Source organism: Streptomyces sp. NBC_01142, assembly GCF_026341125.1.
Lineage (GTDB): Bacteria > Actinomycetota > Actinomycetes > Streptomycetales > Streptomycetaceae > Streptomyces.
Genome location: NZ_JAPEOR010000003.1, coordinates 1,193,157 through 1,218,488, shown reverse-complemented (window position 1 = coordinate 1,218,488; position 25,332 = coordinate 1,193,157). Strand labels below are relative to the sequence as shown.

The following is a 25,332-nucleotide window of genomic DNA, read 5'->3' as shown; positions in this document are numbered from 1 at the left end:
AGCGAGTGTTATCTGGACATCTCACCGGGCTGACACGTCAAGCGGCGAGGTCCACAGCAGGTCGGCAGGCGCGTTGCTCGTCGAAGTGAATGTGGCGTCGGAGGCAGTGGTGGAGCTGTCCGAGCATGCGGTTGACGAGGTTGCGCCGACCTGAGGCATGCCAATCGCCGTGCTCCCGTAGGCGGCGTCGGCCACGATCACCCGCGCTGCCAACTCCCTGCGGGCCAGTTCGTCGAGGATGTCCAGGGCGACGAGCCACGTCTCCCGATGCCCGACCCCCTCGGGCACCCTGGTCTTCTCCCGCCGTCCGGCATCAGCCGCCAACTCCTTCGGCAGGAATGGGCGCCACTGCAAAGGGCAGGACGCAACCTCCGTGATCGCGTGCACGGTCACCGCCACCTGACAGTTGGCCCGCTTCCCCAGAGCCCCGCAGCTGTGAGGGGTCGTTCAGTTGCTGGTGGGACATCCCGGTCAGTGACGCCGTGGCAGGCTCGCCCGGACGTCACGAGCCGTCAGAGTCTCCTTGGAGGTCCTGGCAAAGGCGTTGGACGTGTCGGTGGGTGATGAGGCAGGTGGCGAGCCCGAGGAAGGCCTCGTGGATGTCGGTGGACGCATCCGTAGTCTCCGGAATGGCGGCATCACTGATCCAGCGGCGGCAGCTCCCGCCCGGGAACACGAAGCCGCCGCCCCCTCCCCGGGCCGCTAGTCTGATGGACGGCGGCCCGTCTCCGTGCCCGTGGCCCGGGCGGACGGCCGGTGCGCTGTCGAGGGAGGTCCCATGCGTGTGGCACACCTGCTCGCCGCCGCGCTCGCCCTGGTGCTGCTGCCGACGGCGTGCACGGGGAGCGACACGCCGAATCGCCCGTCCGGTGAGATCACGGTGGCCACCGGCAATCCTGGTGGTGTCTACGCGGAGTACGGGGCCGGCTACGCCGACGTCATCGGCCGTCGGCTGCCCGACGCCTCGGCGCGGGTGCTGCACACCGGCGGGAGCGTGGACAACCTGCGCCAGATAGACGCCGGCCAGGCAGAGGCGGGGTTCACCCTGGCCGATGCCGCTGCCGACGCCGTCGGCGGGCGCACACCATTCTCCCGGCCGCTGCGCGTGGTGGCGCTCGCGGCGCTGTATGACAACTATGTGCAGCTGGTGGTCCGCGCGGACAGCCCGGTGCGCAGCGCCAAGGCGCTGCGGGGGCTGCGCGTCGCAGTGGGCTCCGAGGGCTCGGGTACGGCGCTGATCGCCGAACGCATCCTGAAGGTTTCCGGACTCTCCCCCGAGAAGGACCTGACCTCGCTGCGACTGGACGTGCGCGAATCCGCGACTGCTCTGGCGGCCAAGCGGATCGACGCGTTCTTCTGGAGCGGCGGCCTGCCGACGGGAGCGATCACCGAGCTTCGCCGCAGCACCGAGATCCGGCTGGTCGACCTCGGTGACGTGGTCGGGGAGCTCACCCGGTCCTACGGTGAGCTGTACACCGAGACCACGGTGCCTGCCGTGGTCTACGGTGCGCGGAGCGCGGTGACCACGGTGAGCGTGCCGAACTTCCTGGTCGTACGCCGCGACATGAAGGACTCGGAGGCGTACTGGCTGACCCGGCTCCTGTTCGAGGGACAGTCGCAGCTGATCCGTGCCCACCCGGAGGCACGCCGCCTCGACCGGCGGACGGCCATCGCCACTCACCCGCTGGAACTCCACCCGGGCGCCGCCCGCTGGTACCGCGAGTCGCACCCCTGAGACGCAGGTCAGGGGATAGCGGGCGGCTCGGGGGCGGCAGGCAGGCGTACGGTCGCGGTCAGTCCGTGCGGCCGAGCCGCTGCAAGGCGCAGCTCGCCGCCGCCAGCCTCCACCAGCATCCGCGTGAGTGCGAGTCCAAGGCCCGTCCCCCGGACGTTCTGGTGACGTGTGCTGCGCCAGAACCTCCCTCCCGCCTGGGACAGTTCCTCCGCGGACAGCCCGGAGCCCCTGTCCCGGACCGTCACCTCCACCACGCCGTGCACCGCGCCCGCTGCCCTCCCGCTGTCCGGCGAGGCCGCGCCGTCGTCGCCGCGGCCGCCCGGTACATGCGTCACCGAGACGTCCACCGGAGCGCCGTCGCCGAACTTGAGGGCATTGTCCAGCAGGGTGTCCAGCGTGTGGTCGAGACAGTCGGGCAGGGACAGGGCCCTCACCCCGTCGGGTATCCGCGTCGTGAGAGCGACGCCCTCCGCGTCGAAGGCCGCCTGCCAGGCGTCGGCCCGGTGGGCGACCACGGCCGAGACGTCGACGGGCTTTCGCTCCGCCTCGGACGCCTCCGCTCTCGCCATTTCCAGCAGCCCGTCGAGCATCTCGCCGAACCGGTCGGCCTCCTCCACCGCGCACTGCAGTTCGTGCAGACCACGCGGATCGTCCACGAACTCCTCCAGGTTCTCCACCCGCAGACGGAGCGCCGTCAGCGGGTTGCGCAGCTGGTGGGAGGCCTGCGCCACGAAGGCCCGCTGCTGCTCCTGGGAGGCGTGCATGCTGTCCGCCATCGCATTGAAGCTGTTGGCGAGACGGCGCAGCTCGGGAGCGCCGACCCGGTCCGAGACATGGGTCTTCAGCCGTCCCAGGGCGACTTCGTGCGTGGCGCGGTCCAGTTCGTGGACCGGGCGGAGCACCCAGCGGACCACCGGGGTCGCGACCGCGATCAGGACGATGACGAGGGCCGCGAGGCTGCCGAGTACGACGAGGGCCAGGTGGTCGGCCACTTCGGAACGCGCCCGGTCGGTGGGCGAGACGATCAGCACGGCGCCGAGGACTCGGCCGTCACGCTTGACGGCCTCGGCCTGGACGAACGGGCGGTCCTCCCACGGCCACACGACGCTGGGCTGTTCGGCGGGCCGGTCGGCAAGGGCCTGCAGCAGTGCCGAACGCGCCTGCGGTTCCTCGAGATTCACGGGGAGCGGAGCGACGACGACCTCGCGGTCGTCGTCGACCACCACGACCTGCGAGTCGTACAGGCTCGTGTAACGGTCCGCGGCTGCCTTGAGCCGGCCCGTCCGCCCTGTCTCCAGGGCGGTGGCGGCCATGTCGGCGAACCAGGCGCTGTCCTGGACGCGTCCGATGAACGAGGTCTGGATCGCGCGTTCCGCAGTGGCTCGTACCAGGGGCACGCTGAGCGCGACGATCAGGCCCGCGACGAGGGCGCAGACGATGACGAGGAGTCGGCGGCGCATCGCGTGCTCAGCAGCCGGCCGCCGCGGGCGGCGGGGCGGTATCCGACGCCGCGGCGTCTGCGACGGCGATGCGGTATCCGAAGCCGCGGACGGTCCGCACGAGGCATCCCGTGCGCCCCAGTTTGCCACGCAGGGTGGCCACGTGAACGTCGAGCGTGCGTGACATCCCGTCGTACGTCGACTGCCACACCTCGACCAGGATGCGGTCCCGGGCAACCGCCGCGCCGCCGGCGCGCACCAGCACGGCCAGGACGTCGTACTCCTTGCGGGTCAGGGGCACGGGCTTCCCGTCCACGGCGACCGTGCGCCGTGCGAGGTCGATCTCGAGGCCGTCGAGGGTGAGGAGCCGGTCCTCGTGTGCACGCTGGCCCATGCTGCGCCGGAGCACCGCCTCGATCCGGGCGAGCAGCTCCGCGGTGCCGAAGGGTTTCACCACGTAGTCGTCCGCGCCGCTGCGCAGCCCGCGGACCCGGTCGGGCTCGCCTCCCCGGGCCGTCACCGCGATCACAGGGACGCCGCCGCGGGCCCGCAGCTCCCGGCAGACCTCGATTCCGTCCCGGTCCGGCAGGCCCAGGTCCAGCAGGACGAGGTCGACCGGCGGCGCGGACAGGGCCTGGGCGGCGCTGGCGGCGCGCTGCACTTCGTACCCGTTGCGGCGCAGGGCGCCGGACAGGGCTTCGGCGACACGGTTGTCGTCCTCGACGACCAATATGCGCAACGCAGCCTCCCGGTGCTTCGCTCGCCCGCTCCTGCGTCCCCGGGGGGGGAGCACGTATGCAGGGCAATACAGGTCTCAGCCATCGGGACGAGCGTAGAAGTGATCCGGATCACTGAATCCTAAACCTACGTTAAGAGCGCAGACGTTCTCTGTTGCCTTCTTGTGACGGCTGCAACGGTCTGAGGCACAGCACACCGCAGCGCCCAGTCCGAGGAGGCCCTCATGAGCATGGTGAAATCACCGTCCGAACCAGGGCAGCGAACAGCCGACGAGCTGGTGGCCGAGTTCGACCAGGAGCGGCCGGCCCGCAAACTCTCCCCCGCGGTGTCCGCGGCTGTGTCCGTGGTGTGCGCCGCACTGTCGGTCTTCGTGCTGTATGCGATCTTCTTCCCGGTCGCCAAGGGCAGCCAGTACTACCTCACGCTCTTCCTCGCCTCGACGCTGCCGCTGATCTTCCTGACCCACCGCGGAACGGTGCGGGTGCCGGCACTGCTGCTGCCATGGCGCCGGGGCGGCGGCGCGGCAGCGGCCAAGGCCGCGCGTCACGACAACCCCGGCTGGTTCGACTGGCTTCTCGCCGCCTTCGCCGTCGCCGTGTGCGTCTACCCGCTGCTGGAGTTCGACGCCTTCATCGAGCGGCGTCAGCTGCCCACGTCCCTCGACGTGGTCATGGGGGTCGCCATGATCCTGGTGGTCCTGGAGGCGTGCCGGCGGACCACCGGCTGGGTGCTCCCGGCGTTCTGCGCGGCATTCCTGCTCTACGCGTACTACGGCGGGCTGCTCCCCTACCAGTGGTCGCTGGCGCACGGCGGCTTCGACGTCGACGCGATCGCCGCCCACTTCTTCATGAGCACCGACGGCGTCTACGGCGTGCCGCTGAACGTGGCCGCCACCTACATCGTGCTGTTCACCATCTTCGGCGCCGTGCTCGACATCTCCGGGGCCGGCAAGTTCTTCATCGACCTGTCGTTCGCGGCTTTCCGAGGCTCCCGCAGCGCCCCCGGGCGCACCGTGACGGCCGCGGGATTCCTGCTCGGCACCGTGTCGGGCTCCGGCACCGCCACGGCGGTCAGCCTGGGATCGGTCGCCTGGCCCGTGCTGCGCCGGGCCGGCTACAGCAAGGAGCAGGGCGGCGGGGTGCTGGCAGCCGCCGGGATCGGAGCGATCCTCTCCCCGCCCACGCTGGGCGCGGCGGCATTCATCATCGCCGAGTACCTCAAGGCGAGCTACCTGACCGTCCTGCTGTACGCCCTGGTGCCCACGCTGCTGTACTACCTGGGCATCCTCCTCGCGGTGGAGATCGACGCCCGCAAACACCAGGCGCGGCCGCTGGTGGACGAGGAGCACACCTCGGCGCTGAAGCTGCTGGGCCGCTTCGGCTACCACTTCCTGTCCCTTTTCATGATCGTCGGCTTCATGGCGATGGGACTGCCCCCGTTCAGGGCGGTGGTCTACGCCACAGCCCTGCAGTTCCTGCTGTCGTTCCTCGATGCCCGGCACCGGATGACGCCGCGGCGCCTGTACACGGCGCTCGCCGAGGGCAGCAGGTCGGTTCTTCCGGTCGTCGCCACCTGTGCCGCGGCGGGCGTCATCGTCGCCGTCGTCACCCAGACCGGCCTGGGCCTGAACCTGGCCTCGGTCATCGTCGACGCGGCCGGCGTGTTCGGTGACAACCCGACCGTGGAACTGGTGCTGACCGTGCTCTTCGCGGCGGTCGCGGTGTCCGTGCTGGGGCTCGCTGTCCCGGTCACCGCCTCGTTCATCATCGCCGCGGTCATCATCGCGCCCGCGCTGCTCTCTCTCGGGGTGACCACCCCCGAGGCGTACATGTTCATCTTCTACTACGCCGTGCTGTCCGAGGTGAGCCCGCCGACAGCGCTCGCGGCGGCCGCCGCGGCCGCCATCACCGGCGGCAACCCGATGCGCACCATGGTCGCGACCTGGAAGTACTCGCTGCCCGCGTTCCTGGTGCCGTTCGCCTTCGTACTCACCGACAACGGCTCCCAACTGCTGGGCACGGGAAGCCTGCCCGGCGTCCTATGGACGACCGCGGTCTCCGCCATCGCGGTCGCCGCGCTGGCCGCGGCCACCGGCGGCCGGCTGCTCGGCCCGGCAGGGCCATGGGAACGCGCGCTGTGCGTCGTCGCAGCACTCTGCCTCCTCTACCTCGAACCCGCCGCGATCGCCGCGGGGCTCATCGCCCTCGTACTCGCCGTCGGCGTGCGCCTGGTGCGCCGCAGGCAGCACGCCCCTGCGGTCCGCATCGCAGATCAGGGCCGTCAAGCGGAAGCCGTCACGGAAGGACACCTCCCCTCATGAAGCACCGAATGCACGCCGCGCGCCTGGCAGCCTCCGCTCTTGTCGTGGCACTCGCCGCGACCGCCTGCGGCGGCGGGAAGCAGAACGACAACGGAGACGCGGGAGGCGGGAATGGAGGTCGGCTCACCATCGCCACCGGGCCCACCACAGGCGTCTACTACCAGATCGGGGGCGGACTCGCGGAACTGATCTCGGACAACGTCGACGGATACCGGGCCACCGCCGCCACCACCGGCGCATCCGTACAGAACATCCAGGGCCTCGAGGCCGGCAGCTACGACCTCGCGTTCTCCCTGCTGGACACCGCGGGCGATGCCGCCGAGGGCAAGGGAAGCTTCGACAAGCCGCAGGCCGTCGAAGCCCTCACCCGCCTGTACCCCAACTACACCCAAGTACTGGTCCGGGCCGACTCGGGCATCAAGTCCCTTCAGGACATGAAGGGCAAGAGAGTCTCCACCGGCGCCCCCAACTCCGGCACGGAAGTGATCGCCAGACGGCTGCTGACAGCCGCCGGGCTGGACCCCGCCAAGGACGTCTCGGCGGAACGTCTCGCCCTGCCGGAATCAGTGGATGCCATGAAGGACAGCAGGATCGACGCGCTCGTCTGGTCCGGAGGGCTGCCCACCGGCGGCATCACCGACCTCGTCACCAGCCTGAAGGACGACGTCCGCTTCCTCGACGTCACCGCGCAACTGCCCGCTCTGAACCAGCAGTACGGCGGCATCTACCAGAAGGGCTCCATCCCTGCGTCCGCATACAAACAGCCACAGGCCGTGCCCACGATCGTGGTGCCCAACGTACTGCTGGTCAAGAAGGGCTTCGACCCAGACCTCGCCGCGAAGATCGTCAACCTGATCTACGAGAAGAAGAGCGACCTGGAGAAGGTGAACGCGGCCGCGACGGAGATCCAGCCCGGCCAGGCGGACCAAGTGGCCCCCGTACCGCTGAACCCTGGCGCCGAAAGCGCGCTGAAGGCACTGGCCAAGAAGTCCTGAGGCACCACTGAGCACCTCCTCACAGGCAGGCGGCCGGTCCGGTGCATCAAGCAACCGGACCGGCACCACCCCCTCGAACCGGCCGCCCCATGTCCCGGCACAAGGCGGCCCGGCCCTCTCCCCCGATCCACTTCCCCGGGACGTCGGCGTTCCCCTGCGATCCGAGCCGGGCCGCTGCCGCCCTCCCGTCAAGGACTCTGACCATGCGCCACATGAGACCGCCACGCAGCCGCAGCTTCCCGGTCGCCGCGGAGGAACAAGCGGTACCGAAAGCCCGCCGGCTGGTGCTGTCCGTGGTACGCGCCTGGGATCTGCAACTGCCCGACGAGACACTCGAAGAGCTCGCTCTGCTGTCCAGCGAGGTCATCGCCAACGCGGTACGGCACACCACTGGACCATGCGCCGTCACGGTCCTGTCGACCGGTTCACGGCTGCGCATCGAGGTGACCGACACGGCTCCCGCACTGCCCGCGCCGCGCGGCGACGCACTGTACGCAGAAAGCGGCCGGGGCCTGATGCTGGTCGCCTCGCTGGCGGCCGACTGGGGCAGCACGGTCACAGGGACCGGGAAAGCCGTCTGGTTCGAGATAGCAGTCCCCCACCTGCCGCAGGCCCCGGCCCGCCCGGCATGCTGACACCGGCGACGCCGAGAGCTCAGCCTCGGCGACGAGTTCAGCAATCACTTCGGGCGACGGTCCCGTGATCTGCAGTCGGCGACACAGCTGTTCACCGGGGCGCTACCCGACCGCGCGGCACCTGCACCTGCACCTGGACTCGCCGCGCTGGTGCTTCTGCTCGACCCGAGCCGGATCGTCATCGGAGGCGGGCGTCACTCACCGGAGACATCCTGCTCGAAGCCATGCGCCGACACCTCCAGCCGCTCACCCTGGGCCGGTGAGCGTCCACGCCTCGCAGCTGGCCGTCATGGAGGTCAATTTCTTCGGGGTCCTGAACGTCACCAAGACCGCCCTGCCCCTGCTCCGGGCGAGCAAGGGCCGGGTGGTGACCGTGACCAGCGTGGGCGTCGTGGTGGCCTGCCCGTTCAACGAGGCGTACCGCGCGGCCAAGTTCGTGGTCGAAGCTTCATGCAGTCCCTCGCGCCGGTTGCGGCGACGGTCGGCATGGCCGTCACCGTGGTCGAGCCGGGCGCGGTTGCCAGCGAGTTCGTCAGCAACGTGAACGTCGGCGATGCGGGACTGGAGCAGGCCGTACGCGCCCGCACCCTCCCCTACCTGGAGGGGCTGCGTCATCATGGGCACCCCGCTTGGCGGAGCCGCCTCGAGCCCGGTTCGGCCGACTGCCCGACAGGCCGGTGGGCGCGCAGCCGCCAAGGTCGCGGCATGGGTGGGGAGGCAAGGGCTCGGCGGGCTGTCGTCCATCCGTCGGGTATTCGACAACATGTAGAGGAAACAACCCGGATCCTCATGGGTGTACGGCTCCGCTCGCGGCGCCACCACCCTGCTCGACTTCGACAGCGCCGCACGCCTGGAGCCGCAGCACCGCCACCTCGGGGCCGAAGCCGACCACGAGACGCCCATGCAGTGTGGCTGCGAGCGCTTGCACGGGCAGAGGGAGCAGATAGTCGGTGGTTGCCTTGCGCCCTGTAGCCAGGTCGAGGAACTGCAAGGTCTTTTCATGGCTGATGACCGCCACGAGCCGCCCGTCGTCGGTCCTGGTGACGGCCATCGCCCCACTCGCACCTGACTCGGTGAGTTCATGGCAGCCGACCTGGGCCATAGAGGTGAGGTCCCACAGACGGACCGTCCCGTCCCGCCCCCTGGTCATCGCGGCAGGACCGCCCGCTAGCGTCGCGGTGGCCACAGATGTCACCCAGTCCGTGTGGCCGGTCAATGGCCCGCCGACTTGGTGGCCGGTGGTGAGATCCCACAGCCGCACCGTCTTGTCCCAGCCGCCTGTCACCGCGACGGGCCGCCCGTCCAGAACTGTCGTGGCAACGGCTGTGACACGGCTGGAGTGACCAGTGAGAGGCGCGCACAGGGCCTTGCTGGTGTTGAGGTCCCACACTCCCACGGTCCGGTCGTTCCCCGCCGTGACCGCCACGGGCAGTCCGTCCAGGGTTGTCGTGGCCATGGCCAGGACTTTGCCGTGGTGGCTGGGCGTCGGCCGGCGAACCTCTCGACCGGTGACGGGATCGAGAACATGCAAGGTCGAGTCCAGGCCGGCGGTCACGACGACCGCGTGCCCGTCAATGTCCGCTGTCGCCATGACGGCCGCCTCGCTCCGCCGGGCATCGGTGACGTGCTGCCCCGTGGCCAGGTCCCACGTCCGTATCGTCTTGTCGGCGCCCGCGGTAACGACCGCCGGCCTTCCGTCGAGAGTCGTCGTGGCGAGGGCAACGACGGGGCCGGTGTGTCCGGAGCGATGTCGGCCGCCACCGTGGGCCTGGGTGAGATCCCACATGCGTACCGTGTGGTCGTCGCCCGCGGTCATGGCCACGGGACGTCCCTCCACAACGGTGGTGTCGAGGTCCCACACTTGGCCGGTGTGCCCGGTGAGGGGATCGCCCTGCTGCTCCCGGGACAGCAGGTCCCACACCCGCACCGTCTGGTCGAGGCACGCGGTCACCGCTAGCGTCCCCAGCCCGGTGTGCACGGTGTCCATGGCGCACACACGATCCGTGTGACCGGTCAGCGGCCGACCCGAGGGCCACCCTTCCACCGCGTCCAGCACAGTGACCGTGCCGTCCTTTTCGGCGGCGAGCGACACCATCCGCTCCTGCAGCACCAGGGACCGAGAAGTGGCCCGGGGCCCGACTTCTACCGCGGTCCCGGCGCTGATCCGGCCGCTTCTGCGACCGGCGATCAAGTCCCACAGATCTGTACGCTCGCCCGGGTCAGGGGACAGAGCCGGCAGCCCGTCCCCGGAAGGGACGCTTCCAATGGCTCGGATGCCGTCGACGCGCTGCGGGCTCGTCGTCAGGTCCCAGACGCGCAGCGCCTGATCGGCTCCCGCACAGAGCAGCCCTCGGCGCGCCCCCAGGACCGCCGTCTCACGTCTTCGGATGGACCCACCCCCGTCGCGGTGGTCGGCGGTCCAGTTGCCAACCAGTTCCGGTTCGGCCTGATAGTCGAGCGCGACGGCGACTACTCGGTTGTCGACCGCCGTCAGAGCTGCCATGCCTGACAAGCCCGCCGCTTCAGACAACTCGAGCTCCGCGAGCTCGGCCTCTCCGAGCGGGTGACCGGTCATGAGGTCCCACACGCGCGGCGCCTCGCCTTCCTCCCCAGCCACAGCGAAGGGGCGCCGCCCTGCGACCAGGTAGGCATCCATGACCGTCAGACACACACCGACCTGGCAGTCGGCCACCAGATCCCACACCTGGACCGGTTGGTCCGGAGCAGCGGTGACGGCGACACGGCGCCCTCCCAGCACACCTATGTCCGCGACCCAGGGAATCGTGCTGATCTGGACCCCGGTGAGCAGGTCCCACACCTGCAAGGTCCGGTCCTGCCCCATGGTCAGAACGACACGGCGCCCGTCCGCGGTCGCGCACTCCACGATGTCCACGAGTTCACCCGCGAAACGGCCTGTCTCCAGATCCCACACCCGCACCGCTCCATCGGCGTGCAGGGTGAAGGCCACGGAACGCCCGTCCACCAGAGCCGCGGCCAGGGACAGCAACTCGGCCGGCATCGACGACACCGGGTCGGTACGGCCCGTCATCAGCTCATGCCGCAGGCTCCCGGTCGTCAAGTCCCATACCAGCACCACCCCGTCCCTGCTTCCCGCAACGGCGACCGGCTGCCCGTCGACAACCGCCGTCGTCATCGCCGTCACAGGAGCACCGTGGCCGGCGAACGTACGCAGGAACCGAGGGTCGGAAGCAGAGCCGCTCGCCCAGTCCGGACCCCACTCCGGACTGGGCTGCCCCGGCACGTCCGCACTCCCGAACCATGCGGCCAACTCCGCATCACCCAACCGTGCCGCGTCCAGAGCCAGCACCTGGCGTCGCAGAACCGGCGCTACCGTACGGTGCACTTCAGCCGAAGCCCGGTACACCGCTGCTACGGCCCGACTCCGCGGACCGTCTGCCTGGTCCAACAGCTCGATGACACGGGCCGGTTCCGCGACAAGCAGCAGACTGGGATCCGACAGCAAGGAATGCACGTCATGCGGGACTTCCGCCGGTCTTTCGCTCATGGCGCCGAGACTACGACCCGACACTGACAACGAGCCCGCGGCCAGAGCGGGTGTGGACTGCTACGCCACCAGTGGCAACGAGTAGCAGTCCACACCCGCTCAGGATTGGCTGGTGGCGACGGTGACGAGGGGCAATTCAGGCTCTTCTGGACGGCCAACAGTCTTGTGGTGGAAGCACGTTGTTGATGGCGCCAGTCCGAATCTCACTATGACCGGGTCAAGGGTGTCGTTCGAGCGCCCAGGTCACGTACGCGGTGGGCCAGTCGGCTGTGCCGTAGCCGAAAGAGAGGTCGGCGTGGTGGGTCTCGACCTCACGCCAGCAGCGGTAGAGGGTGTACCAGGCCGGGTGCCGACAGCCCGCCAGTGCCGTGACCAGGGTGTCCCAGGGCGTGGGCGGGCATCGACGCGGCGTCCTCGACCAGGTGCGCGAGACGGTTGCGCATGTCTGCGGCGAGTTCGGCGGCACAGTGGCCGACCCGCCGTCCTGGACGGCGCGGGTGAGTGCCTCGGCGCCGGTTCGTGGCGCGGGCTCGACTCCGGTGCGGGCCGTGGTCGGCAGCTGAAACCGTTCACCGTTGAGAGGGAAGATGGAGGGCAGGTCGCCGGACCGGGAAAGCGGGTGCATCGGCTGAACTGCAGCGATCCGTGGCTGACCAGTGGGAACAGTCTTCGGAGAGCAGAGTCGGCGTAGGCCGCCTCGACGGGGGGCTTGTCTCTAAGGTTCTCGTTCATCTCTCGCACCAGCTGCCACTTGGCCTCTACTGGATCGTCAGATGCCGTCTGGAGTCCGTTGCTGTCACCGGCCTGGCCCGGCGTGATAGCGAAGGCAAGCGGGCGGCAGCGGCCGTCGGCCGCGAGGTGGATCTTCGTGGTCAGTCCACCGCGGGAATGTCCGAGGGCATGATCTGGCGGCTCGCCTGCCGGGGCCCCTTTTGACGGGCCCCGGCAGCGTGCTGGTGGGCGCGGACGATCGTGGAGTCGACCGCGACGACCCAGTCGAGGTCACCTTCGGCGTCGGCCTCGGCAAGAAGAGCGGTGAACACCTTCTCCCAGGTGCCGTCCGCCGCCCACATGCGCAGCCGGTTGTGAGCACCCTGCCACGACCCGAAGTGCTCGGGCAGGTCCATCCACGGTGTGCCGGTGCGGTACTTGAACGCGATCGCGTCGATCACCCGCCGGTGATCACGCCACCGCGCGCCCCGCTTGGGTGTCCGGTCCGGCAGCAACGGCTCGATCCTCGCCCACTGGGCGTCAGTCAACGACACACATCAACCAACGATCAGATGATCCCAAGGAAACGGCCTAGTGGGGCCTCCAGATGGCAGGTGCGGCGGGCGAAGTCGCGGGCCTTGAACACGGTTTTGCCCGGTGCGCCGGCTGAACGAGGTCACTGTGTCGCTGCAACGGTGAGTTGCCTCGCGCGCTCCTCTTCGAGCGTCGGGTAGTCGGTGTAGCCCTCGGCGCCGTGGGTGTAGAGGTGCTCCATGTCGATCGGTGTGGCGAGCGGGTCGTTCGCGGCGATGCGCGCGGGCAGGTCGGGGTGAGTGAGGAACGCGCGCCCGTAGGAGACCAGGTCCGCGTGGCCCTCTGTGAGCACTCGTTCTCCCTGGTGCTGGGTGGTGGGTGCGTGGTTCTCGCCGACGTTGGCGATGAGTGTGCCGTTCCACCGAGGGCGCAGGTCTGCCAGGGCGGGGTAGTCGTCGTTGTCGGTGACGTGGAGGTAGGCCAGGCCGAGCGGGTCCAGCGCATCGAGCAATGCGCGGTAGACGGGGGCCGGGGCATGCTCGGACATGCCGAACTGCGGGTTACCAGGGGAGAGACGGAGCCCGAGCCGGTGTGTGCCGATGGCCTCGGCGACTGCGGTGACCAGTTCGACGGCGAACCGGGTCTTGTCGCGCCCGTACACGTCGGCGCGTAGGTTGGTGTTGTCGGCAAGGAACTGATGGATCAGATAACTGTTGGCGCCGTGGATTTCCACGCCTTCGAAGCCAGCCCGCAGGGCATTGCGTGCGGCGGCCACGTGATCGTCGATCGCGGTACGGATGTCGTCCGCCGTCATCTCGCGCGGTACGGGCGCCTCGGCCTTGCCGTCCTTGACGTGCACGGGGTCTGAGACCGGAACAGCGGACGGCCCGGCCGGGATGTCGCCGAGCAGCCGCGAGCGCGGGTGCCCCTGGCGTCCGCCGTGCATGAGCTGCGCGAAGATCCGCCCGCCGCGCGCATGCACGGCCTCGGTCACCGCGCGCCAGCCGGCGACGTGCGCCTCGGTCTCCAGCCCCGGGAGACGCCAGCCGCTCTGGCCCCGGCGGTGCGGCCAGATGCCCTCGGTGATGAGGAGCCCGGCTTCCGCTCGCTGCGCGTAGTAGTCCGCGACCACCGGGAGCGGCGTCCCGTCCTCATGCGCGCGGAACCGGGTCATGGGGGCCATGACGAGACGGTTGGGGAGGGAGAGGCTGCCGGAGGAGTACGGGTCGAGGAGAGGGGAAGTGGCTGTGTTCGTCATGCGGGAACCGTAAGATCTGACACTCGTGTCAGATTCAACCCTGGACCGAGTGAGGGGCCGGAAACCCATGAAGATCGGCGAACTGTCGCGGCGTACGGGCGTGAGCGTACGTTCCCTGCGCTACTACGAGCAGAAGTGCATGCTTGCCTCCGAGCGCACGACCGGCGGTCACCGGGACTACGCGGAGGCGGCTGTCGACCGCGTGGTCCTCATTCAGCAGTTGCTGGCCGCCGGGCTGAGCGGCGCCAAGATCGCGAGCGTCCTCCCCTGCATGCGCGACCACGATGGGGGCCCGGCAGAGACGGCAACTCCGTGGCTGGTCAAGCAACTGGAGGCGGAGCGTGCCCGGATCGACCGCTCGATCGAGGACCTGCGCTACACGCGCGAGGTCCTGGACGAGGTCATCGCGACGGCAGCCGGCTGACGACGGCGGGACCGGAAGCCGCCTCTGAGGACCCTCGTTTGGATCAGCAGGCAGACCCACAGGCTGGGGTGTGGTGTCGGTGACCACGAGAAACTGGTCACCCGCGCGCCCAACTCGTCAACCGGAACAAACGATTCAATGAGCCCCATCAGCCATGGGCCGACTCCGCCCACTCATTGAGAACGACCTCTCGCGCGACGAACATCACAGGTCACGAAGTTTCGGCCCCGCACACGCGGGGGTGTTCCGCAGGGCCAGGACGCGGAGCTTGGCGCGTACACGTCGGCCCCGCGCACGCGGGGATGTTCCCCGCATCGTCCGCTCGATCGCCCGTCCGGTGCGTCGGCCCTGGACCGGCAGGGAGTCCCCACAGCCCCCTATGAGTCCAGACAGGCTGACTCGAGCTATCACTTCGGTTGCGGGCGGAGAGAATCGATCCATCGAAGTCGACAGGGCGCCAGCGATCGCGCCCTGCGGTGCGCACAGCCCAGCCTCGTTCGTTTGTCGCCGCTGTTACCAGGATGGCTTGGCCTTCGCCGATGCGGGTGGCGAGTAGGCCCCAAAGGCGGTCACGGATACGGCGGCTGGGGTTACCCACGAATCGCCGGCGCTTACCTCGACCATCCAGCGGGCGAGGTGGCCTCTCAGGCCGTCGGGAGCGGCCACGAGAATGATGACGGTCATCCGGATTCCGCTTCGGAGCCGGAGGGGCTCGCGTCGAATTCGGGGCCGATCACGGCAACATACTGTTCTCCCATGGCCCTCTCTTACGGATCACCGCACGCCACGTTCTCACCCTACTCGTCAGTCAATGGCACGACCGGGCCAACTTTCTGATGATCTGAAAGAAATAACCCAGGGATTGTCCTGGTGCATTGGGGCGAACTCCCATCCGAAGCTCGAGCCGTGATATCCGACCGGACATCCCTTGTGCTGATCTTTGTCCGTCACATCCGGCACACACTGAGGGGCCTCCGTCATGGGGCCCCGTCCGCCTTGAGCAGTGAAGGGTGCATGTTCGTGATTCGAGCAACAAACAGGCCGAACCACGGAAAGCGGCGGCTGCGCGCGCTTTCCACGCTGGGCGCGGTGGGTATCGTCGCAGGGCTCGCTTCCAGCCTGCCGGCGTCACCGGCCGGTGCCGTCCCGGCCCCTGCGGCGGCTGTCGCGCAGAAGCACCCCGATGGGAATCCCGTTGCGTGCGACGGTCAGGTCTACGTCTCGTTCGGTGACCCGGACCAGCTCTACACCGCCGATAGAGGGCCCGGAACGGTCCAGTTCACGCCGCTGGGCGACCCCACACCGTTCCTCTACAACGCCATCGGAGTGAACCCGCACGATCGCTTCCTCTACGCGACCACGTTCGGCAACGCGAACAACGACCTGGTCCGCTTCGACGGCAACGGTGACTTCACCAACCTTGGCGCCATTGCCGGTCTGCCGTCCGCCCTCTACATCTCGGGAACGTTCGACAAGGAGGGCAACTACTACATCCTGGCCGACAATACGGGGGAGATCTATCAGATCGACGTCGCCTCCCGCTCGGTCACGGGTGTCATCAACGTCCCGGAGCTGGCCGACCCGGAACTCGACGTCTTCGACATCGCGTTCCGTGACGGATTCCTGTGGGGCTCGACCGACTCGGGCGCCGTCACGCGGATCGACATCGCCAATGAGAGCGTGGACTTCTTCCCGGGTGTTCTTCCGGGGGGTGAGGACTTCGGCGGCGTCTTCACGTACGGCAACGGAGATCTCGGATTCTTCCGCAATTCCGGACAGCTCATCCGGGTACACGTGAAGAATGCGACCGGTTCCAACCCGTGGTTCACCGTGCTGTCGACGCAGACCACGACCCCGGCGACGAACCTCGACGCCACCTCCTGCTTCCTCGACTCGTCCGCCGACCTGGCGGTGCTCAAGCACGGCACCGAGAGCGTCGAGGCGGGCGGCGAAGTCACCTACCGCATCACCGTGAAGAACGAAGGGAAGAGCGGGTCCTCCGGCTGGTCCCTGACCGACGACCTCCCGGCGAAGATCCTTTCGCCCACCACGCCGACCGAAGGGTGCGAGATCACCAACGGCCTCCTCTCCTGTACGGGGGGTCCGCTGGAGAAGGGCCACCGCGTGGAGATCGAGGTGACCGGCACCGCGGCCAACGTTTTGAAGCCCACCACCGTGAAGAACACCGCCAGGGTGTTCGGCGACGACGCGGACCCGCACAAGGACAACAACTCGGACACCGCGTCCACCCACGTCAAGCCGGAGGACAACGACTAGGTGTATTGATCACGAGCGTTGTTGCCTGTCGTGGGTCTTGATCGTGGCGAAGGCCTCCGTGTGTGGTGGAGGTGTCGAATCTTCGGCCCTGTCTCACATTCGGTGGTGACAGAGCGTGCTGGCTTGTCGTTGACATGACGTGCGGAATGTCAACGAGCTTGTGGATGTGGTGTTTTCGGGGCTGTCGCCGCTGGTCATCGAGGAGGTGACCGACGAGGGCGAGCGGATTCTGGTGCGGGCACGGACTCCGCAGGGCACCGCGGTCTGTCCGGTGTGCGGCGCGTCGTCGGGGCGGGTGCACGGATCTCACCTGCGGACGGTGGCCGACGTGCCGGTCGACGGACGGCGGGTGGTGGTGCGGGTGCGGGTGCGACGCTTGGTATGTCCCACGCGCGGCTGCCGGCAGACCTTCCGCGAGCAGGTGCCCGGGGTGCTGGAGCGTTACCAGCGACGCACGACCCGTCTGACCAGGCAAATCAAGGCTGTGGTCAAGGAGTTAGCAGGCCGGGCGGGGGCACGGCTGCTGGCGATACTTGCCATGGGACTGTCGCGTCACACTGCCCTGCGCGCCCTGTTGCGCATCCCGTTGCCCACCGGGCGGGCGCCCCGCGTGATCGGGGTCGACGACTTCGCCCTGCGCCGGCGGCACCGCTATGCCACCGTGGTGATCGACGCCGAGACCCATGAACGGATCGACGTGCTGCCCGACCGCACGGCCGACACCCTGGAAGCCTGGCTGCGTGAGCATCCGGGCATCGAGGTCGTGTGCCGTGACGGCTCCGCGACCTACGCCGAGGCTATCCGCCGCGCCCTGCCCGACGCGGTGCAAGTTGGTGATCGCTGGCACCTGTGGCACAACCTGTGCGAAGCCGCCCTGAGCGAGGTCAAGGCCCACAGCAGCTGCTGGGCTACCGTGCTGGACGCGCCCCTGTATGCGGGGCCGCGTGCACAGACGACCCTGGAACGCTGGCACCAGGTCCACGACCTGCTCGAGGCGGGCGTGGGCCTGCTCGAATGCGCCCGCCGACTGCAACTGGCCCTGAACACCGTCAAACGCTACGCCCGCGCCGACCAGCCCGAACGGATGCTCCGCGTCCCCAAGTACCGTGCCAGTCTCGTCGATCCCTACCGCGAGCACCTGCGCAAACGCCGGGCTGAGGACCCCGCCGTCCCCGTCCTGCACCTCTTCGAAGAGATCAAAGCCCTCGGGTTCACGGGCTGTCTCAACCTTCTGCACAAGTACATCAACCAAGGCCGCGCGGACGCCGACCGCAGCCACATCTCGCCGCGCAGATTCGCCCGAATGCTGCTCACCAGGCCCGACAACCTCAAGGCCGAGCACCGACACCTCCTGGCCCGGCTCACGGCCGCCTGCCCCGAAACGACTCAACTGTCCGCCTGTATCCGGACCTTCGCCCAGCTCCTGAAGCCTCACCCAGGAAATGCCGACGCGCTCGAACTCTGGATCACCCAGGTCCGCACAGCCGATCTGCCGCATCTGCACGCCTTCACCCGAGGTCTGGAACGAGACCGCGACGCTGTGATCGCCGCGTTCACACTCCCGTACAGCAACGGACCCACCGAGGGCGTCAACACCAAGACCAAACTGATCGCGCGGCAGATGCACGGCCGGGCAGGCTTCACCCTCCTCCGCCACCGCATCCTCCTCGGATGATCTCACCCTTCGTCACCACCGAATGTGAGACAGGGCCGAATCTTCACCGTATGGAGGCCTTCGTGTCCCACCGTAATGCCCGGCTGACCGTCTTCGGGAGGCGGTTGCTGGTCGAACGTGTCTGTTCCCGACGTCCGTTCGCTCACGTGGCCGCGGAGATGGGGATCTCGCGGGCCACGGCTCATAGGTGGATGCGCCGGTGACGGGCGGAGGGTGAGGCGGGCCTGCGGGACCGTTCCAGTCGGCCGCACACCGTCCCGCATCGCACGGAGCCCGAGGTGGAAGCCCGTGTCTGTGAGCTGGGGCAGACCCGCAAGCTGGGCCCGGCCCGCATCGGCCCGATCCTCGAACTGCCCGCATCGACCGTGCACCGCATCCTGACCCGGCAGGCTCACCGGCCGGGGCCCCTCCCTTGCTGCCTTCACGCCAGGTGACTCCGGTGAAGTGGGAGACGGGTGCTTCGGCGGCGGGGCAGGGCAGGGACTGCGGCGGGGTGCGGTAGCGGGCAATGTTGGCGGTGCGAGTCGGCCATAGGCCGGTTGGTGCGGCTCGGCCGCCTCAGGGTGGGCGACCTCCCCGCCAGTGCCACCACACACCCGCTCCTCCAGGGTGAGGCGGAAGGGGGTGCTCGTGCCGTATCCCGTGTCGGCCACCACCACCCGAGGGATCAGCTGCCAGTCGGCGAGCGTGTCCAGCAGGCCAAGGGCCGGACGCCGCTTGCCTGGTGTCCGACCCAGTCGGGCACTCCGGCCGCCCGGCCTCGGCTGGACTTACGCCGCCCATCCAGCATCAGAACCCGCAAATAACACCCGCCCCACCGACGCTGATCCGCCGCGGAAGCGAAGCGAACACATCAGCAACGAACTCCGACAACTCACCCCGGAGCCGTTCCACCTCCCCAAGCCTCGTCCCGCCACCATGCCCCCGCCCAGTCAAGATCGGCAGACCTCACGAAGCACTACTGGGGGGTTTCGTTCGGATCAACTGATCGTGGCCTGGGGTGTGCTGCTGACTGACGTGCAGCTGTTCCACGGGTGGTGCCACCGAGGGCGGTGTGGAAGCTACCGGACGCGTACATGTGCACACGCGGTGCCCTATCATCGATCTTGGTCAACAGCCGTGCCCTGGGGGGACACGGCGATTTCTTGGGGGGGAAAACATGATCGCAAAGATCAAGTCGAGCAAGACGGCCAAGCGCATGATGACGCTGGCCACAGCGAGCCTGGCACTGATCGGCAGCAGCCTCGTGATGGCGCAGCCGGCCTCCGCGACCACGTTCAGCGGGCGGCTCATGAACACCGCGAACGGGCTCTGCATGGACGGCAGCGGCAGCGCCGGTCCCGGTGCTGCCGTGATCCAGTGGGAGTGCAACGGGGGCACGAACCAGCAGTGGTACTCGAGCACCGACTCCCGGGGACGCCAGACGATCGTCAACGCCCAGAACGGCCTGTGCCTGGACCGGCACGACGACACCAGAATGGGCGCCAAGCTGATCCTGTGGCACTGCAACAACACGTGGAACCAGGTCTTCAGCTACAACGGATGGTATGCCCCCATCACGAACGCCCCCTCCGGCCAGGTGATCGACGTCCCGGGAGGCACCGGCGTCTGGGGCACTCAGCTCACCATGTGGGAGCCGAACCGCGGGTCGAACCAGTCCTGGGGACTGATCTGATTCCGTAGCAGAGATACGAAAGTGTCCCCCTCCGCCTTCGAGCGGAGGGGGACACTTCGTCATGCCCGAGGTCGTTCGGTGTACCCGGACGGCACATGAAAAGGATGCCCTGGCGGCCAGGACCATGCTACGTAGGGTGCGGCCGCCCGCAGTTGTAGACGCCTCGCCAGTTTCCCTTTGCCTCCGGCGGGTGACCCCCTGCGAGCCGGTCCGGAACCTCCGAGCGATCGAAGGATCACCTCGCGGTGGTCCTGTCACCGGCCACCGCACTGCGGCGTCCGGTCCGGGAGAAACCGACTCGATCCAGGTCCCACTGCGTGTCAGTCAACGGCACACCCGGACCGGATGGGCGCGGAACCTGGACAACGGCCAGGTAGTTCCGGGCGGACAGCGGACATTCGATTCGCCCAGTGATCCAAACGAAACGGCCTGGTTGCCTTCCCATAGAGCCGGGTGTCCGTGGTCGTCACGGCCTGTTCGGTGCCCCAGGTTCCGGGGGCGCCGAAGACGAACCCGCCGCCGTGCTTGGGCGGTCGGCCGGCCTTGGGGTCGTAGACCCTGCGTTTGCTGACCAGCGTCGGTGCCATTCGTAGACGGTCTTCCACGGCCCGTACTGTGAGGGCAGGTCGCGCGAGGGGACGCCGGTCCGCAGACGATGGAGGATGCCGTTGATCACCGTGCGGTGGTCGCGCCACCGTCCGCCCGGGCGGCCGCTGCCGGGCAGCAGCGGCTCCAGCCGAGTCCACTCGTGATGTGTCAGATCGCTCCGCCCGCCGTCGGGCACGACGCCCCCGTTCCCCAGACCGAATCGGGCTGTTACGCGGTGGCCCGCCGCGCGTACACCTCTATCTCGATCTTCATCCGGGAATCGGCCAGACCGCACATGAGCATCGTGGCGGCCGGCCGGACGTCGCCGAAGTAGCGGCGCAGGACCGGCCAGCAGGGCTCGAAGTCTTCACGGTCAGGCAGCAAGTAGCGCACCCGCACCACGTCGGCGAAGGTGCACTTCGCCTCGCCCAGCGCGGCCTCGATGTTGCGCAGGCACTGCTCGGCCTGCTCCACCACGTCGTTGGAGATCGTCATGGTGGTGTAGTCGAACCCGGTCGTCCCGGACACATGCACCCAGTCGCCGTCCACCACGGCACGGGCATAGCCGATCTGCTCCTCAAAGGTCGAGCCGCTGAGGATCGCACGTCGCTCTGTCATGCACCGAACGCTAAGTGACCGGCACAGATACGTCTAATACAGCCACAGGCATGAGCTGATATCTCTAGGCGTATGCAGCGCCCCGAACTCCCCTTCCCACAGCTGCACGCCTTCGTCGTGCTCGCCGAGGAACTCCACTTCGGCCACGCGGCCGCCCGCCTGGGCATCGCCCAACCGCCGCTGAGCCAGCAGATCCGCCGCCTGGAAGACAAGGTCGGCCACGCGCTGTTCAGCCGTGGACCAGGACGCGTCACGCTCACCCCGGCCGGCCGCGAACTGCTGCCCGCCGCGCGGCGGGCCCTCACCGACCTTGCGGATGGCCTGGCCGCAGCCCGGGCCGCTGCCAGCGGCCGGGTCGGCCGCCTACGGATCGGTTTTGCCGCCTCCCTCGCCCTGACCGTCCTGCCCGGCCTGCTGCGCACCTTCCGGCAGCGGTTCCCCGGCGTGCATCTGGACATCCGTGAGATGACCACCGCGCCGCAGATCGCCGCCCTGCACGACAAGAGCATCGACATCGGCCTGCTGCGCGAACCCCCCACCGACGAGGCAGAGCTCGGCTTCAGGACGGTACTCCGCGAGCCTTTTGTGGCCGTGCTGCCGTCCACCCATGCTCTGGCTTCCCAACGGACCGTGCAGCTTGCGCAGTTGGCGGACTCTTCCTTCGTACTGCTGCCCCGTGCGGTCGGCCCACAGCTGCACGACCAGATCGCAGGCCTGTGCACCGCAGCAGGCTTCACACCGCAGATAGTCCAGCACGCCGTGGAGTGGCAGACCGTGTGCGCGCTCGTGGAAACCGGTCTGGGCGTCTCCCTGGCCCCGGCGAGCATCCGACGCATCCGCCTCAAAGGCGTCGCCTTCCGCAGGATCGAGCCCAGCACCGCCCGCACGCGAGTCGCTGTCGCCTGGCGAAAGAACGATCAAAACCCCCTGGTCACGCATCTGCTGGCGACCGTCAGCCAAGATCCGCCGGACAGACCCAAGTGACCTGAGTCATTGATGCGTCGTTTGATATGCATGGGGCGTCCGGGGCCGCAGTCGGCTGAGCTGGTGTTGTCCGAGCATGAGCGTCAGGTGCTGGGTGGGTGGGTGCGGGCTCATTCCACGCCCCAGCTCCTGGCGTTGCGGGAGCGGATCGTGCTGGGCTGTGCCGAGGTGGAGCCGGACGGGTTGCCGCCGTCAGCCAGTTCGGTGGCCCGGGAGTTCGGTGGCCCGGGAGTTCGGGGTCACCACCGAGACGGTCTCCAAGTGGCTGGCCCGGTTCGTCACCCACCGGCTGGACGGGCTGGGTGATGCGCCCCGGCCGGAGCGGGTACGAACCGTCACCGACGAGCAGGTTGCCGAACTGGTGCGCCTGATCGTGGACAACTACGGCACCCACAAAACCGAGCCGGTCCGGGGGTGGCTGCTGGCCCACCCCCGCTTCCACCTGCACTTCACCCCGACCGGCTCGTCCTGGCTGAACCTGGTCGAGCGGTGGTTCGCCTAGCTCACCTGCAAGAAGCTCCAGCGCAGCGTCCACCGCTCGTTCCCCGCCCTCGAACGCGACATCCGCGCTTGGATCAAAGACTGGAACGCCAACCCCCGCCCATAGGTGTGGCACAAGACTGCCGACCAGATCCTCAACAGCCTCGCCAGCTGCTGCTGACGCATCAACGGCCCAGGTCACTGGGGCTGGCGCCGCGACCTCGTTCTACGACGCGATCGGGGGCGTTCGTGGCGCGGGTCAGCTGGTGGGAGTGGGCCAGGGGACGTCGGTTTCGACTGCGGCGGTGTAGTCGAAGCCGGGGACAGAGAAGCCGTACAGGCGACGGACTTCGTCGCTGAACCAGTCGAGGTCGGCGAGTTCGGTGATGGTGTCGCTGGTGGTGGTGCTCCAGCGTTCGGCGACGGCGTTCTGCACGGCGGGATCGAGTTCCCAGGTGTCGAGGCGGACCCGGCCCTCGTCGTCGAGGTCGAGGGGGCGGGCGCCGGTCAGCTGGTCCCACAGCTCCACCAGTTGACCGATCGGGGCCACCATGGCGTCGCCGAGGACGCCGCGCAGCAGCCCGACGTACAGGGCGATGCCGGGGATGGCGGTGGAGGACTGGGTGACGGCAGCGGCGTTGACCGAGGTCACGGCCCGGCCGCCCAGGGTCTTGCCGAGACGCTCGTCCAACGTGCGTGCGGTGGCTTCCAGATGGGACTTTGCGGCGCCGATGGTGCCCTGCCGGTAGATCGCCGCGGTGAGCGGCGAGCCGATGTAGGACAGGGCGGCGGTGGCGAAGCCGTCGGCGAGCAGGGACCGGTCGGCCAGGAACGTGATCCACCGTTCCCAGTCGGTGCCGCCCATCACCGCCACGGTCTGCTCGATGTCGTCGCCCTCGGCCGGCGCGGTGGTGACCTCCTTCACCTCCGGGGCACCGTACTCGTCGAAGACGAGGGTCTTGGTGGTGTACGGCGAGCCGATCGGCTTGAGGACCGACGCACACACGTTGCCGGTGTCCGGGTCGGTGCGGCGAGGCGCGGCCACCGAGTAGATCAGGAAGTCGAGTCGTCCCCCAAACCGCTCGGCGAGGAGGTCGGCAACCTGCTCCTTCACCGTGTCGCTGAACGCATCGCCATTGAGGAAGACCATGTCCCGCCCGTGCTGTTGGGCGAGCCGGGCGGTGGCGGCGGTGCGATACCAGCCGGCCGTGCCGGTGCGCCGCGCGGGCGCCTTCTCGAAGCACACGCCGATGCCACGGATACCGACACGGGCCAGGCCCGCGATCGTAGCGGCCAGGCCATACCCGGCGGACGAGCCGATGACCAGAGCCACCGGCCCTTCGCCCCCGGCGGTGACCGGGGCGGGGACGGCCTGCCACATCTCGTCCACCAGCTGTCGGCAGCCGCCAGGATGGGAGTCGAGGAACAGGAAGCCCCGGCTCTTGGGCGCAATGACGCGTTCGCTCACGGTGTGGTGTCCCAGGTGTCGTCACGGACAAGACGCGGCGGCCGCCTCGGCCACCCCGTCCTGCAAGTCTGCGGCCGTGCGGATGAACACGGTGATCTTGATCGGCACAACGATGTCCAGCCGGGCTTGGAGGGTTCCCACTAGCTCGTGCGGGGGCAGCCGGCGGCACCCAAGTCCCATCCCGCGGGGTAGGACCGAACCTGCCGACCGGCAGGAGCGTTCGATAAACCTCTATACGGCGTCCGCGAGTTGCGCACGCGCCACACCAGCCCCTGGCCCTACGGATGGCACAAGATCGCCGACCCGATCCTCGAAAGCCTCGCCAGCTACTACCGACGCTTCAACGACTCAGGTCACTTGTACTCCAGCAGGTTTTTGGTACCGGTGCTGGTCAGGGTGCTGTCCGGGCGATCATGTGACCGTGGGGCCCGGGCGGGGCAGGCCCCGCAAGAAGCCGGACAGCCTCGCGGCGGAAAGGCATACAGCAACGGGCCCTGCCGTCAGTACCTCGGCGCTTCTCACCTGGCGCGTCCACCGTTTCACCGAGCACGCGCCGCACGTGATCACACCCTGTTTCTGCTATGGCAGCCGCCGCTCCAGCCAGGAACGAGACCATGCGTCGATCCGGACGGGCGCGGTGACAGCGTGAGCCGCGGACGGCCCGGCATGCTGAGGGGATGAGACGTCGCAACCCCAAACCGGCAGACGCAACGGTGCGGAACTATGCCGACGCGGTCTACGGCTCGCTCCTCGCCGCCTCGGTCATCGCCACAGCGGGAACACTGGGCACCTTCCCCCGGCTCCAGCTCGTGGTCATGCTGCTCACCACCAGCCTGGTCTTCTGGATCATCCACGTATACGCTCGCCTCGTCGGCGACCGGCTCGCACATCAGGCACTGTCGTGGGCGACGATCCGCCACGAGGCGCGCGCGCAGTGGCCGATCGCTCAGGCCGCGCTCCTGCCGGCCGCCGCCGTGGCAGTCAGCCCTTCCCTGGGGCTCGGACCTGGCGACACCGCGTGGCTGGCGCTCGGCGTCGCCCTCGCCGAGCAGGTCGCCTGGGCCACCGCAGCGGTAGTCAAAGCCGGTGCCCCTCGCCGTCTGGTCGCCGTCACCGGTGCGGTCAACCTCGTTCTGGGGCTGGTCCTCGTGGCCGCAAAGACGGTAGTCCAGCACTGATCCCGCGATCAGGAACCCTCCGAACCGCCACCACATTGACACAACGTCAGTCGGTCGAGAAGGTCGGCGACACC

General features: G+C 68.7%; 17 protein-coding genes and 11 pseudogenes. 14 read left to right on the top strand and 14 right to left on the bottom strand.

Annotated features, from left to right (window positions below):
- Positions 1-37 precede the first annotated feature (37 nt).
- Together OG883_RS39670 and OG883_RS39665 are read right to left on the bottom strand one after the other, a co-directional pair.
- A pseudogene (locus OG883_RS39670) lies at positions 38-187 on the bottom strand (IS110 family transposase); the annotation flags it as partial.
- A pseudogene (locus tag OG883_RS39665) lies at positions 175-432 on the bottom strand (transposase); the annotation flags it as partial. The pseudogenes OG883_RS39665 and OG883_RS39670, both read right to left, overlap by 13 nt.
- 346 nt (positions 433-778) lie before the next feature.
- Here OG883_RS39665 and OG883_RS39660 point away from each other — a divergent pair.
- The gene (locus OG883_RS39660; protein ID WP_266551869.1) at positions 779-1,735 is read left to right on the top strand and encodes a TAXI family TRAP transporter solute-binding subunit; all 957 of its coding nucleotides are present in this window, start codon (positions 779-781) and stop codon (positions 1,733-1,735) included.
- Between the two features lie 8 nt (positions 1,736-1,743).
- Here the strand turns inward: OG883_RS39660 and OG883_RS39655 are convergent, their stop codons facing one another.
- Together OG883_RS39655 and OG883_RS39650 are read right to left on the bottom strand one after the other, a co-directional pair.
- Positions 1,744-3,195, bottom strand: a complete 1,452-nt coding sequence (locus OG883_RS39655; protein WP_266551867.1) for a HAMP domain-containing sensor histidine kinase — start codon at positions 3,193-3,195, stop codon at positions 1,744-1,746.
- A 7-nt stretch (positions 3,196-3,202) separates the two neighbouring features.
- Positions 3,203-3,913, bottom strand: coding sequence for a response regulator transcription factor (locus tag OG883_RS39650; protein WP_266551865.1), 711 nt, complete (start codon positions 3,911-3,913; stop codon positions 3,203-3,205).
- Positions 3,914-4,135: 222 nt separating this feature from the next.
- Between OG883_RS39650 and OG883_RS39645 the strand changes: the two genes are divergently transcribed.
- The 4 genes and pseudogenes from OG883_RS39645 to OG883_RS39630 form a co-directional block, all read left to right on the top strand.
- Entirely contained in the window at positions 4,136-6,232 is a 2,097-nt protein-coding gene (locus OG883_RS39645; RefSeq protein WP_266551863.1) for a TRAP transporter fused permease subunit, read from the top strand.
- Complete coding sequence (locus OG883_RS39640) at positions 6,229-7,227, top strand: TAXI family TRAP transporter solute-binding subunit (protein WP_266551861.1); 999 nt, start codon at positions 6,229-6,231, stop codon at positions 7,225-7,227. The genes OG883_RS39645 and OG883_RS39640 overlap by 4 nt, the downstream gene beginning before the upstream one ends.
- Positions 7,228-7,439: 212 nt before the next feature.
- Positions 7,440-7,862: an ATP-binding protein gene (locus OG883_RS39635; protein ID WP_266551859.1), complete on the top strand. Its 423-nt coding sequence runs from the start codon at positions 7,440-7,442 to the stop codon at positions 7,860-7,862.
- 283 nt (positions 7,863-8,145) lie between these two features.
- A pseudogene (locus OG883_RS39630) lies at positions 8,146-8,405 on the top strand (SDR family NAD(P)-dependent oxidoreductase); the annotation flags it as partial.
- 244 nt (positions 8,406-8,649) lie between these two features.
- On the opposite strand, the gene OG883_RS39625 reads toward OG883_RS39630, so the two are convergent.
- From OG883_RS39625 to OG883_RS39610, 5 genes and pseudogenes are all read right to left on the bottom strand, one after another.
- Positions 8,650-11,388, bottom strand: coding sequence for a WD40 repeat domain-containing protein (locus tag OG883_RS39625; protein ID WP_266551857.1), 2,739 nt, complete (start codon positions 11,386-11,388; stop codon positions 8,650-8,652).
- 217 nt (positions 11,389-11,605) lie between these two features.
- A complete protein-coding gene (locus OG883_RS39620) occupies positions 11,606-12,013 on the bottom strand; it encodes a hypothetical protein (RefSeq protein ID WP_266553332.1) in 408 nt (135 codons plus the stop codon).
- A pseudogene (locus OG883_RS47080) lies at positions 12,013-12,120 on the bottom strand (DUF6193 family natural product biosynthesis protein); the annotation flags it as partial. The gene OG883_RS39620 and the pseudogene OG883_RS47080, both read right to left, overlap by 1 nt.
- Before the next feature lie 60 nt (positions 12,121-12,180).
- Positions 12,181-12,653 (bottom strand): annotated as a pseudogene (locus tag OG883_RS39615) (IS5 family transposase); the annotation flags it as partial.
- A gap of 122 nt (positions 12,654-12,775) precedes the next feature.
- The gene (locus tag OG883_RS39610) at positions 12,776-13,891 is read right to left on the bottom strand and encodes an alkene reductase (protein WP_266551854.1); all 1,116 of its coding nucleotides are present in this window, start codon (positions 13,889-13,891) and stop codon (positions 12,776-12,778) included.
- A gap of 67 nt (positions 13,892-13,958) precedes the next feature.
- Between OG883_RS39610 and OG883_RS39605 the strand changes: the two genes are divergently transcribed.
- Positions 13,959-14,315, top strand: coding sequence for a MerR family transcriptional regulator (locus OG883_RS39605; RefSeq protein ID WP_266551852.1), 357 nt, complete (start codon positions 13,959-13,961; stop codon positions 14,313-14,315).
- A 412-nt stretch (positions 14,316-14,727) separates the two neighbouring features.
- Here the strand turns inward: OG883_RS39605 and cas2e are convergent.
- Positions 14,728-14,999 (bottom strand): annotated as a pseudogene (gene cas2e, locus OG883_RS39600) (type I-E CRISPR-associated endoribonuclease Cas2e); the annotation flags it as partial.
- A gap of 336 nt (positions 15,000-15,335) precedes the next feature.
- On the opposite strand from cas2e, the gene OG883_RS39595 reads away from it, so the two are divergent.
- The 3 genes and pseudogenes from OG883_RS39595 to OG883_RS39585 all read left to right on the top strand — a co-directional run.
- Positions 15,336-16,592, top strand: coding sequence for a hypothetical protein (locus OG883_RS39595; protein WP_266551850.1), 1,257 nt, complete (start codon positions 15,336-15,338; stop codon positions 16,590-16,592).
- Between the two features lie 169 nt (positions 16,593-16,761).
- Positions 16,762-18,267 (top strand): ISL3 family transposase, encoded by a 1,506-nt coding sequence (locus OG883_RS39590; protein ID WP_266553238.1) that lies wholly within the window; start codon positions 16,762-16,764, stop codon positions 18,265-18,267.
- 62 nt (positions 18,268-18,329) lie between these two features.
- Positions 18,330-18,650: pseudogene (locus OG883_RS39585) on the top strand (leucine zipper domain-containing protein); the annotation flags it as partial.
- 186 nt (positions 18,651-18,836) lie between these two features.
- On the opposite strand, the pseudogene OG883_RS39580 reads toward OG883_RS39585, so the two are convergent.
- A pseudogene (locus tag OG883_RS39580) lies at positions 18,837-18,926 on the bottom strand (hypothetical protein); the annotation flags it as partial.
- Positions 18,927-19,426: 500 nt separating this feature from the next.
- Here OG883_RS39580 and OG883_RS39575 point away from each other — a divergent pair.
- On the top strand, positions 19,427-19,942 hold the full coding sequence (locus OG883_RS39575; RefSeq protein ID WP_266551848.1) for an RICIN domain-containing protein: 516 nt from the start codon (positions 19,427-19,429) through the stop codon (positions 19,940-19,942).
- 562 nt (positions 19,943-20,504) lie between these two features.
- On the opposite strand, the pseudogene OG883_RS39570 reads toward OG883_RS39575, so the two are convergent.
- Together OG883_RS39570 and OG883_RS39565 are read right to left on the bottom strand one after the other, a co-directional pair.
- Positions 20,505-20,726: pseudogene (locus OG883_RS39570) on the bottom strand (transposase); the annotation flags it as partial.
- A gap of 32 nt (positions 20,727-20,758) precedes the next feature.
- Complete coding sequence (locus tag OG883_RS39565; protein ID WP_266551846.1) at positions 20,759-21,148, bottom strand: RidA family protein; 390 nt, start codon at positions 21,146-21,148, stop codon at positions 20,759-20,761.
- A gap of 72 nt (positions 21,149-21,220) precedes the next feature.
- Here OG883_RS39565 and OG883_RS39560 point away from each other — a divergent pair, with 72 nt between their 5' ends.
- The 3 genes and pseudogenes from OG883_RS39560 to OG883_RS39550 form a co-directional block, all read left to right on the top strand.
- Positions 21,221-22,132, top strand: coding sequence for a LysR family transcriptional regulator (locus OG883_RS39560; protein ID WP_266551844.1), 912 nt, complete (start codon positions 21,221-21,223; stop codon positions 22,130-22,132).
- 76 nt (positions 22,133-22,208) lie between these two features.
- Positions 22,209-22,451, top strand: a pseudogene (locus OG883_RS39555) (helix-turn-helix domain-containing protein); the annotation flags it as partial.
- A 39-nt stretch (positions 22,452-22,490) separates the two neighbouring features.
- Positions 22,491-22,631, top strand: a pseudogene (locus OG883_RS39550) (transposase); the annotation flags it as partial.
- A 240-nt stretch (positions 22,632-22,871) separates the two neighbouring features.
- Here OG883_RS39550 and fabV read toward each other — a convergent pair.
- Positions 22,872-24,080 (bottom strand): enoyl-[acyl-carrier-protein] reductase FabV, encoded by a 1,209-nt coding sequence (gene fabV / locus OG883_RS39545; protein ID WP_266551842.1) that lies wholly within the window; start codon positions 24,078-24,080, stop codon positions 22,872-22,874.
- Positions 24,081-24,757: 677 nt separating this feature from the next.
- Between fabV and OG883_RS39540 the strand changes: the two genes are divergently transcribed.
- On the top strand, positions 24,758-25,258 hold the full coding sequence (locus OG883_RS39540; RefSeq protein WP_266551840.1) for a hypothetical protein: 501 nt from the start codon (positions 24,758-24,760) through the stop codon (positions 25,256-25,258).
- The last annotated feature ends 74 nt before the right edge of the window (positions 25,259-25,332 follow it).

What these genes read in the sequence shown, in the direction of transcription:
- OG883_RS39625 (WP_266551857.1), bottom strand. Translation starts at nt 11,388, where the DNA reads ATGAGCGAAAGACCGGCGGAAGTCCCGCATGACGTGCATTCCTTGCTG.
- OG883_RS39560 (WP_266551844.1), top strand. Translation starts at nt 21,221, where the DNA reads ATGCAGCGCCCCGAACTCCCCTTCCCACAGCTGCACGCCTTCGTCGTG.
- OG883_RS39575 (WP_266551848.1), top strand. Translation starts at nt 19,427, where the DNA reads ATGATCGCAAAGATCAAGTCGAGCAAGACGGCCAAGCGCATGATGACG.
- OG883_RS39565 (WP_266551846.1), bottom strand. Translation starts at nt 21,148, where the DNA reads ATGACAGAGCGACGTGCGATCCTCAGCGGCTCGACCTTTGAGGAGCAG.
- OG883_RS39645 (WP_266551863.1), top strand. Translation starts at nt 4,136, where the DNA reads ATGAGCATGGTGAAATCACCGTCCGAACCAGGGCAGCGAACAGCCGAC.
- OG883_RS39660 (WP_266551869.1), top strand. Translation starts at nt 779, where the DNA reads ATGCGTGTGGCACACCTGCTCGCCGCCGCGCTCGCCCTGGTGCTGCTG.
- OG883_RS39540 (WP_266551840.1), top strand. Translation starts at nt 24,758, where the DNA reads ATGAGACGTCGCAACCCCAAACCGGCAGACGCAACGGTGCGGAACTAT.
- OG883_RS39635 (WP_266551859.1), top strand. Translation starts at nt 7,440, where the DNA reads ATGAGACCGCCACGCAGCCGCAGCTTCCCGGTCGCCGCGGAGGAACAA.
- OG883_RS39655 (WP_266551867.1), bottom strand. Translation starts at nt 3,195, where the DNA reads ATGCGCCGCCGACTCCTCGTCATCGTCTGCGCCCTCGTCGCGGGCCTG.
- OG883_RS39620 (WP_266553332.1), bottom strand. Translation starts at nt 12,013, where the DNA reads ATGCACCCGCTTTCCCGGTCCGGCGACCTGCCCTCCATCTTCCCTCTC.
- OG883_RS39640 (WP_266551861.1), top strand. Translation starts at nt 6,229, where the DNA reads ATGAAGCACCGAATGCACGCCGCGCGCCTGGCAGCCTCCGCTCTTGTC.
- OG883_RS39605 (WP_266551852.1), top strand. Translation starts at nt 13,959, where the DNA reads ATGAAGATCGGCGAACTGTCGCGGCGTACGGGCGTGAGCGTACGTTCC.
- OG883_RS39610 (WP_266551854.1), bottom strand. Translation starts at nt 13,891, where the DNA reads ATGACGAACACAGCCACTTCCCCTCTCCTCGACCCGTACTCCTCCGGC.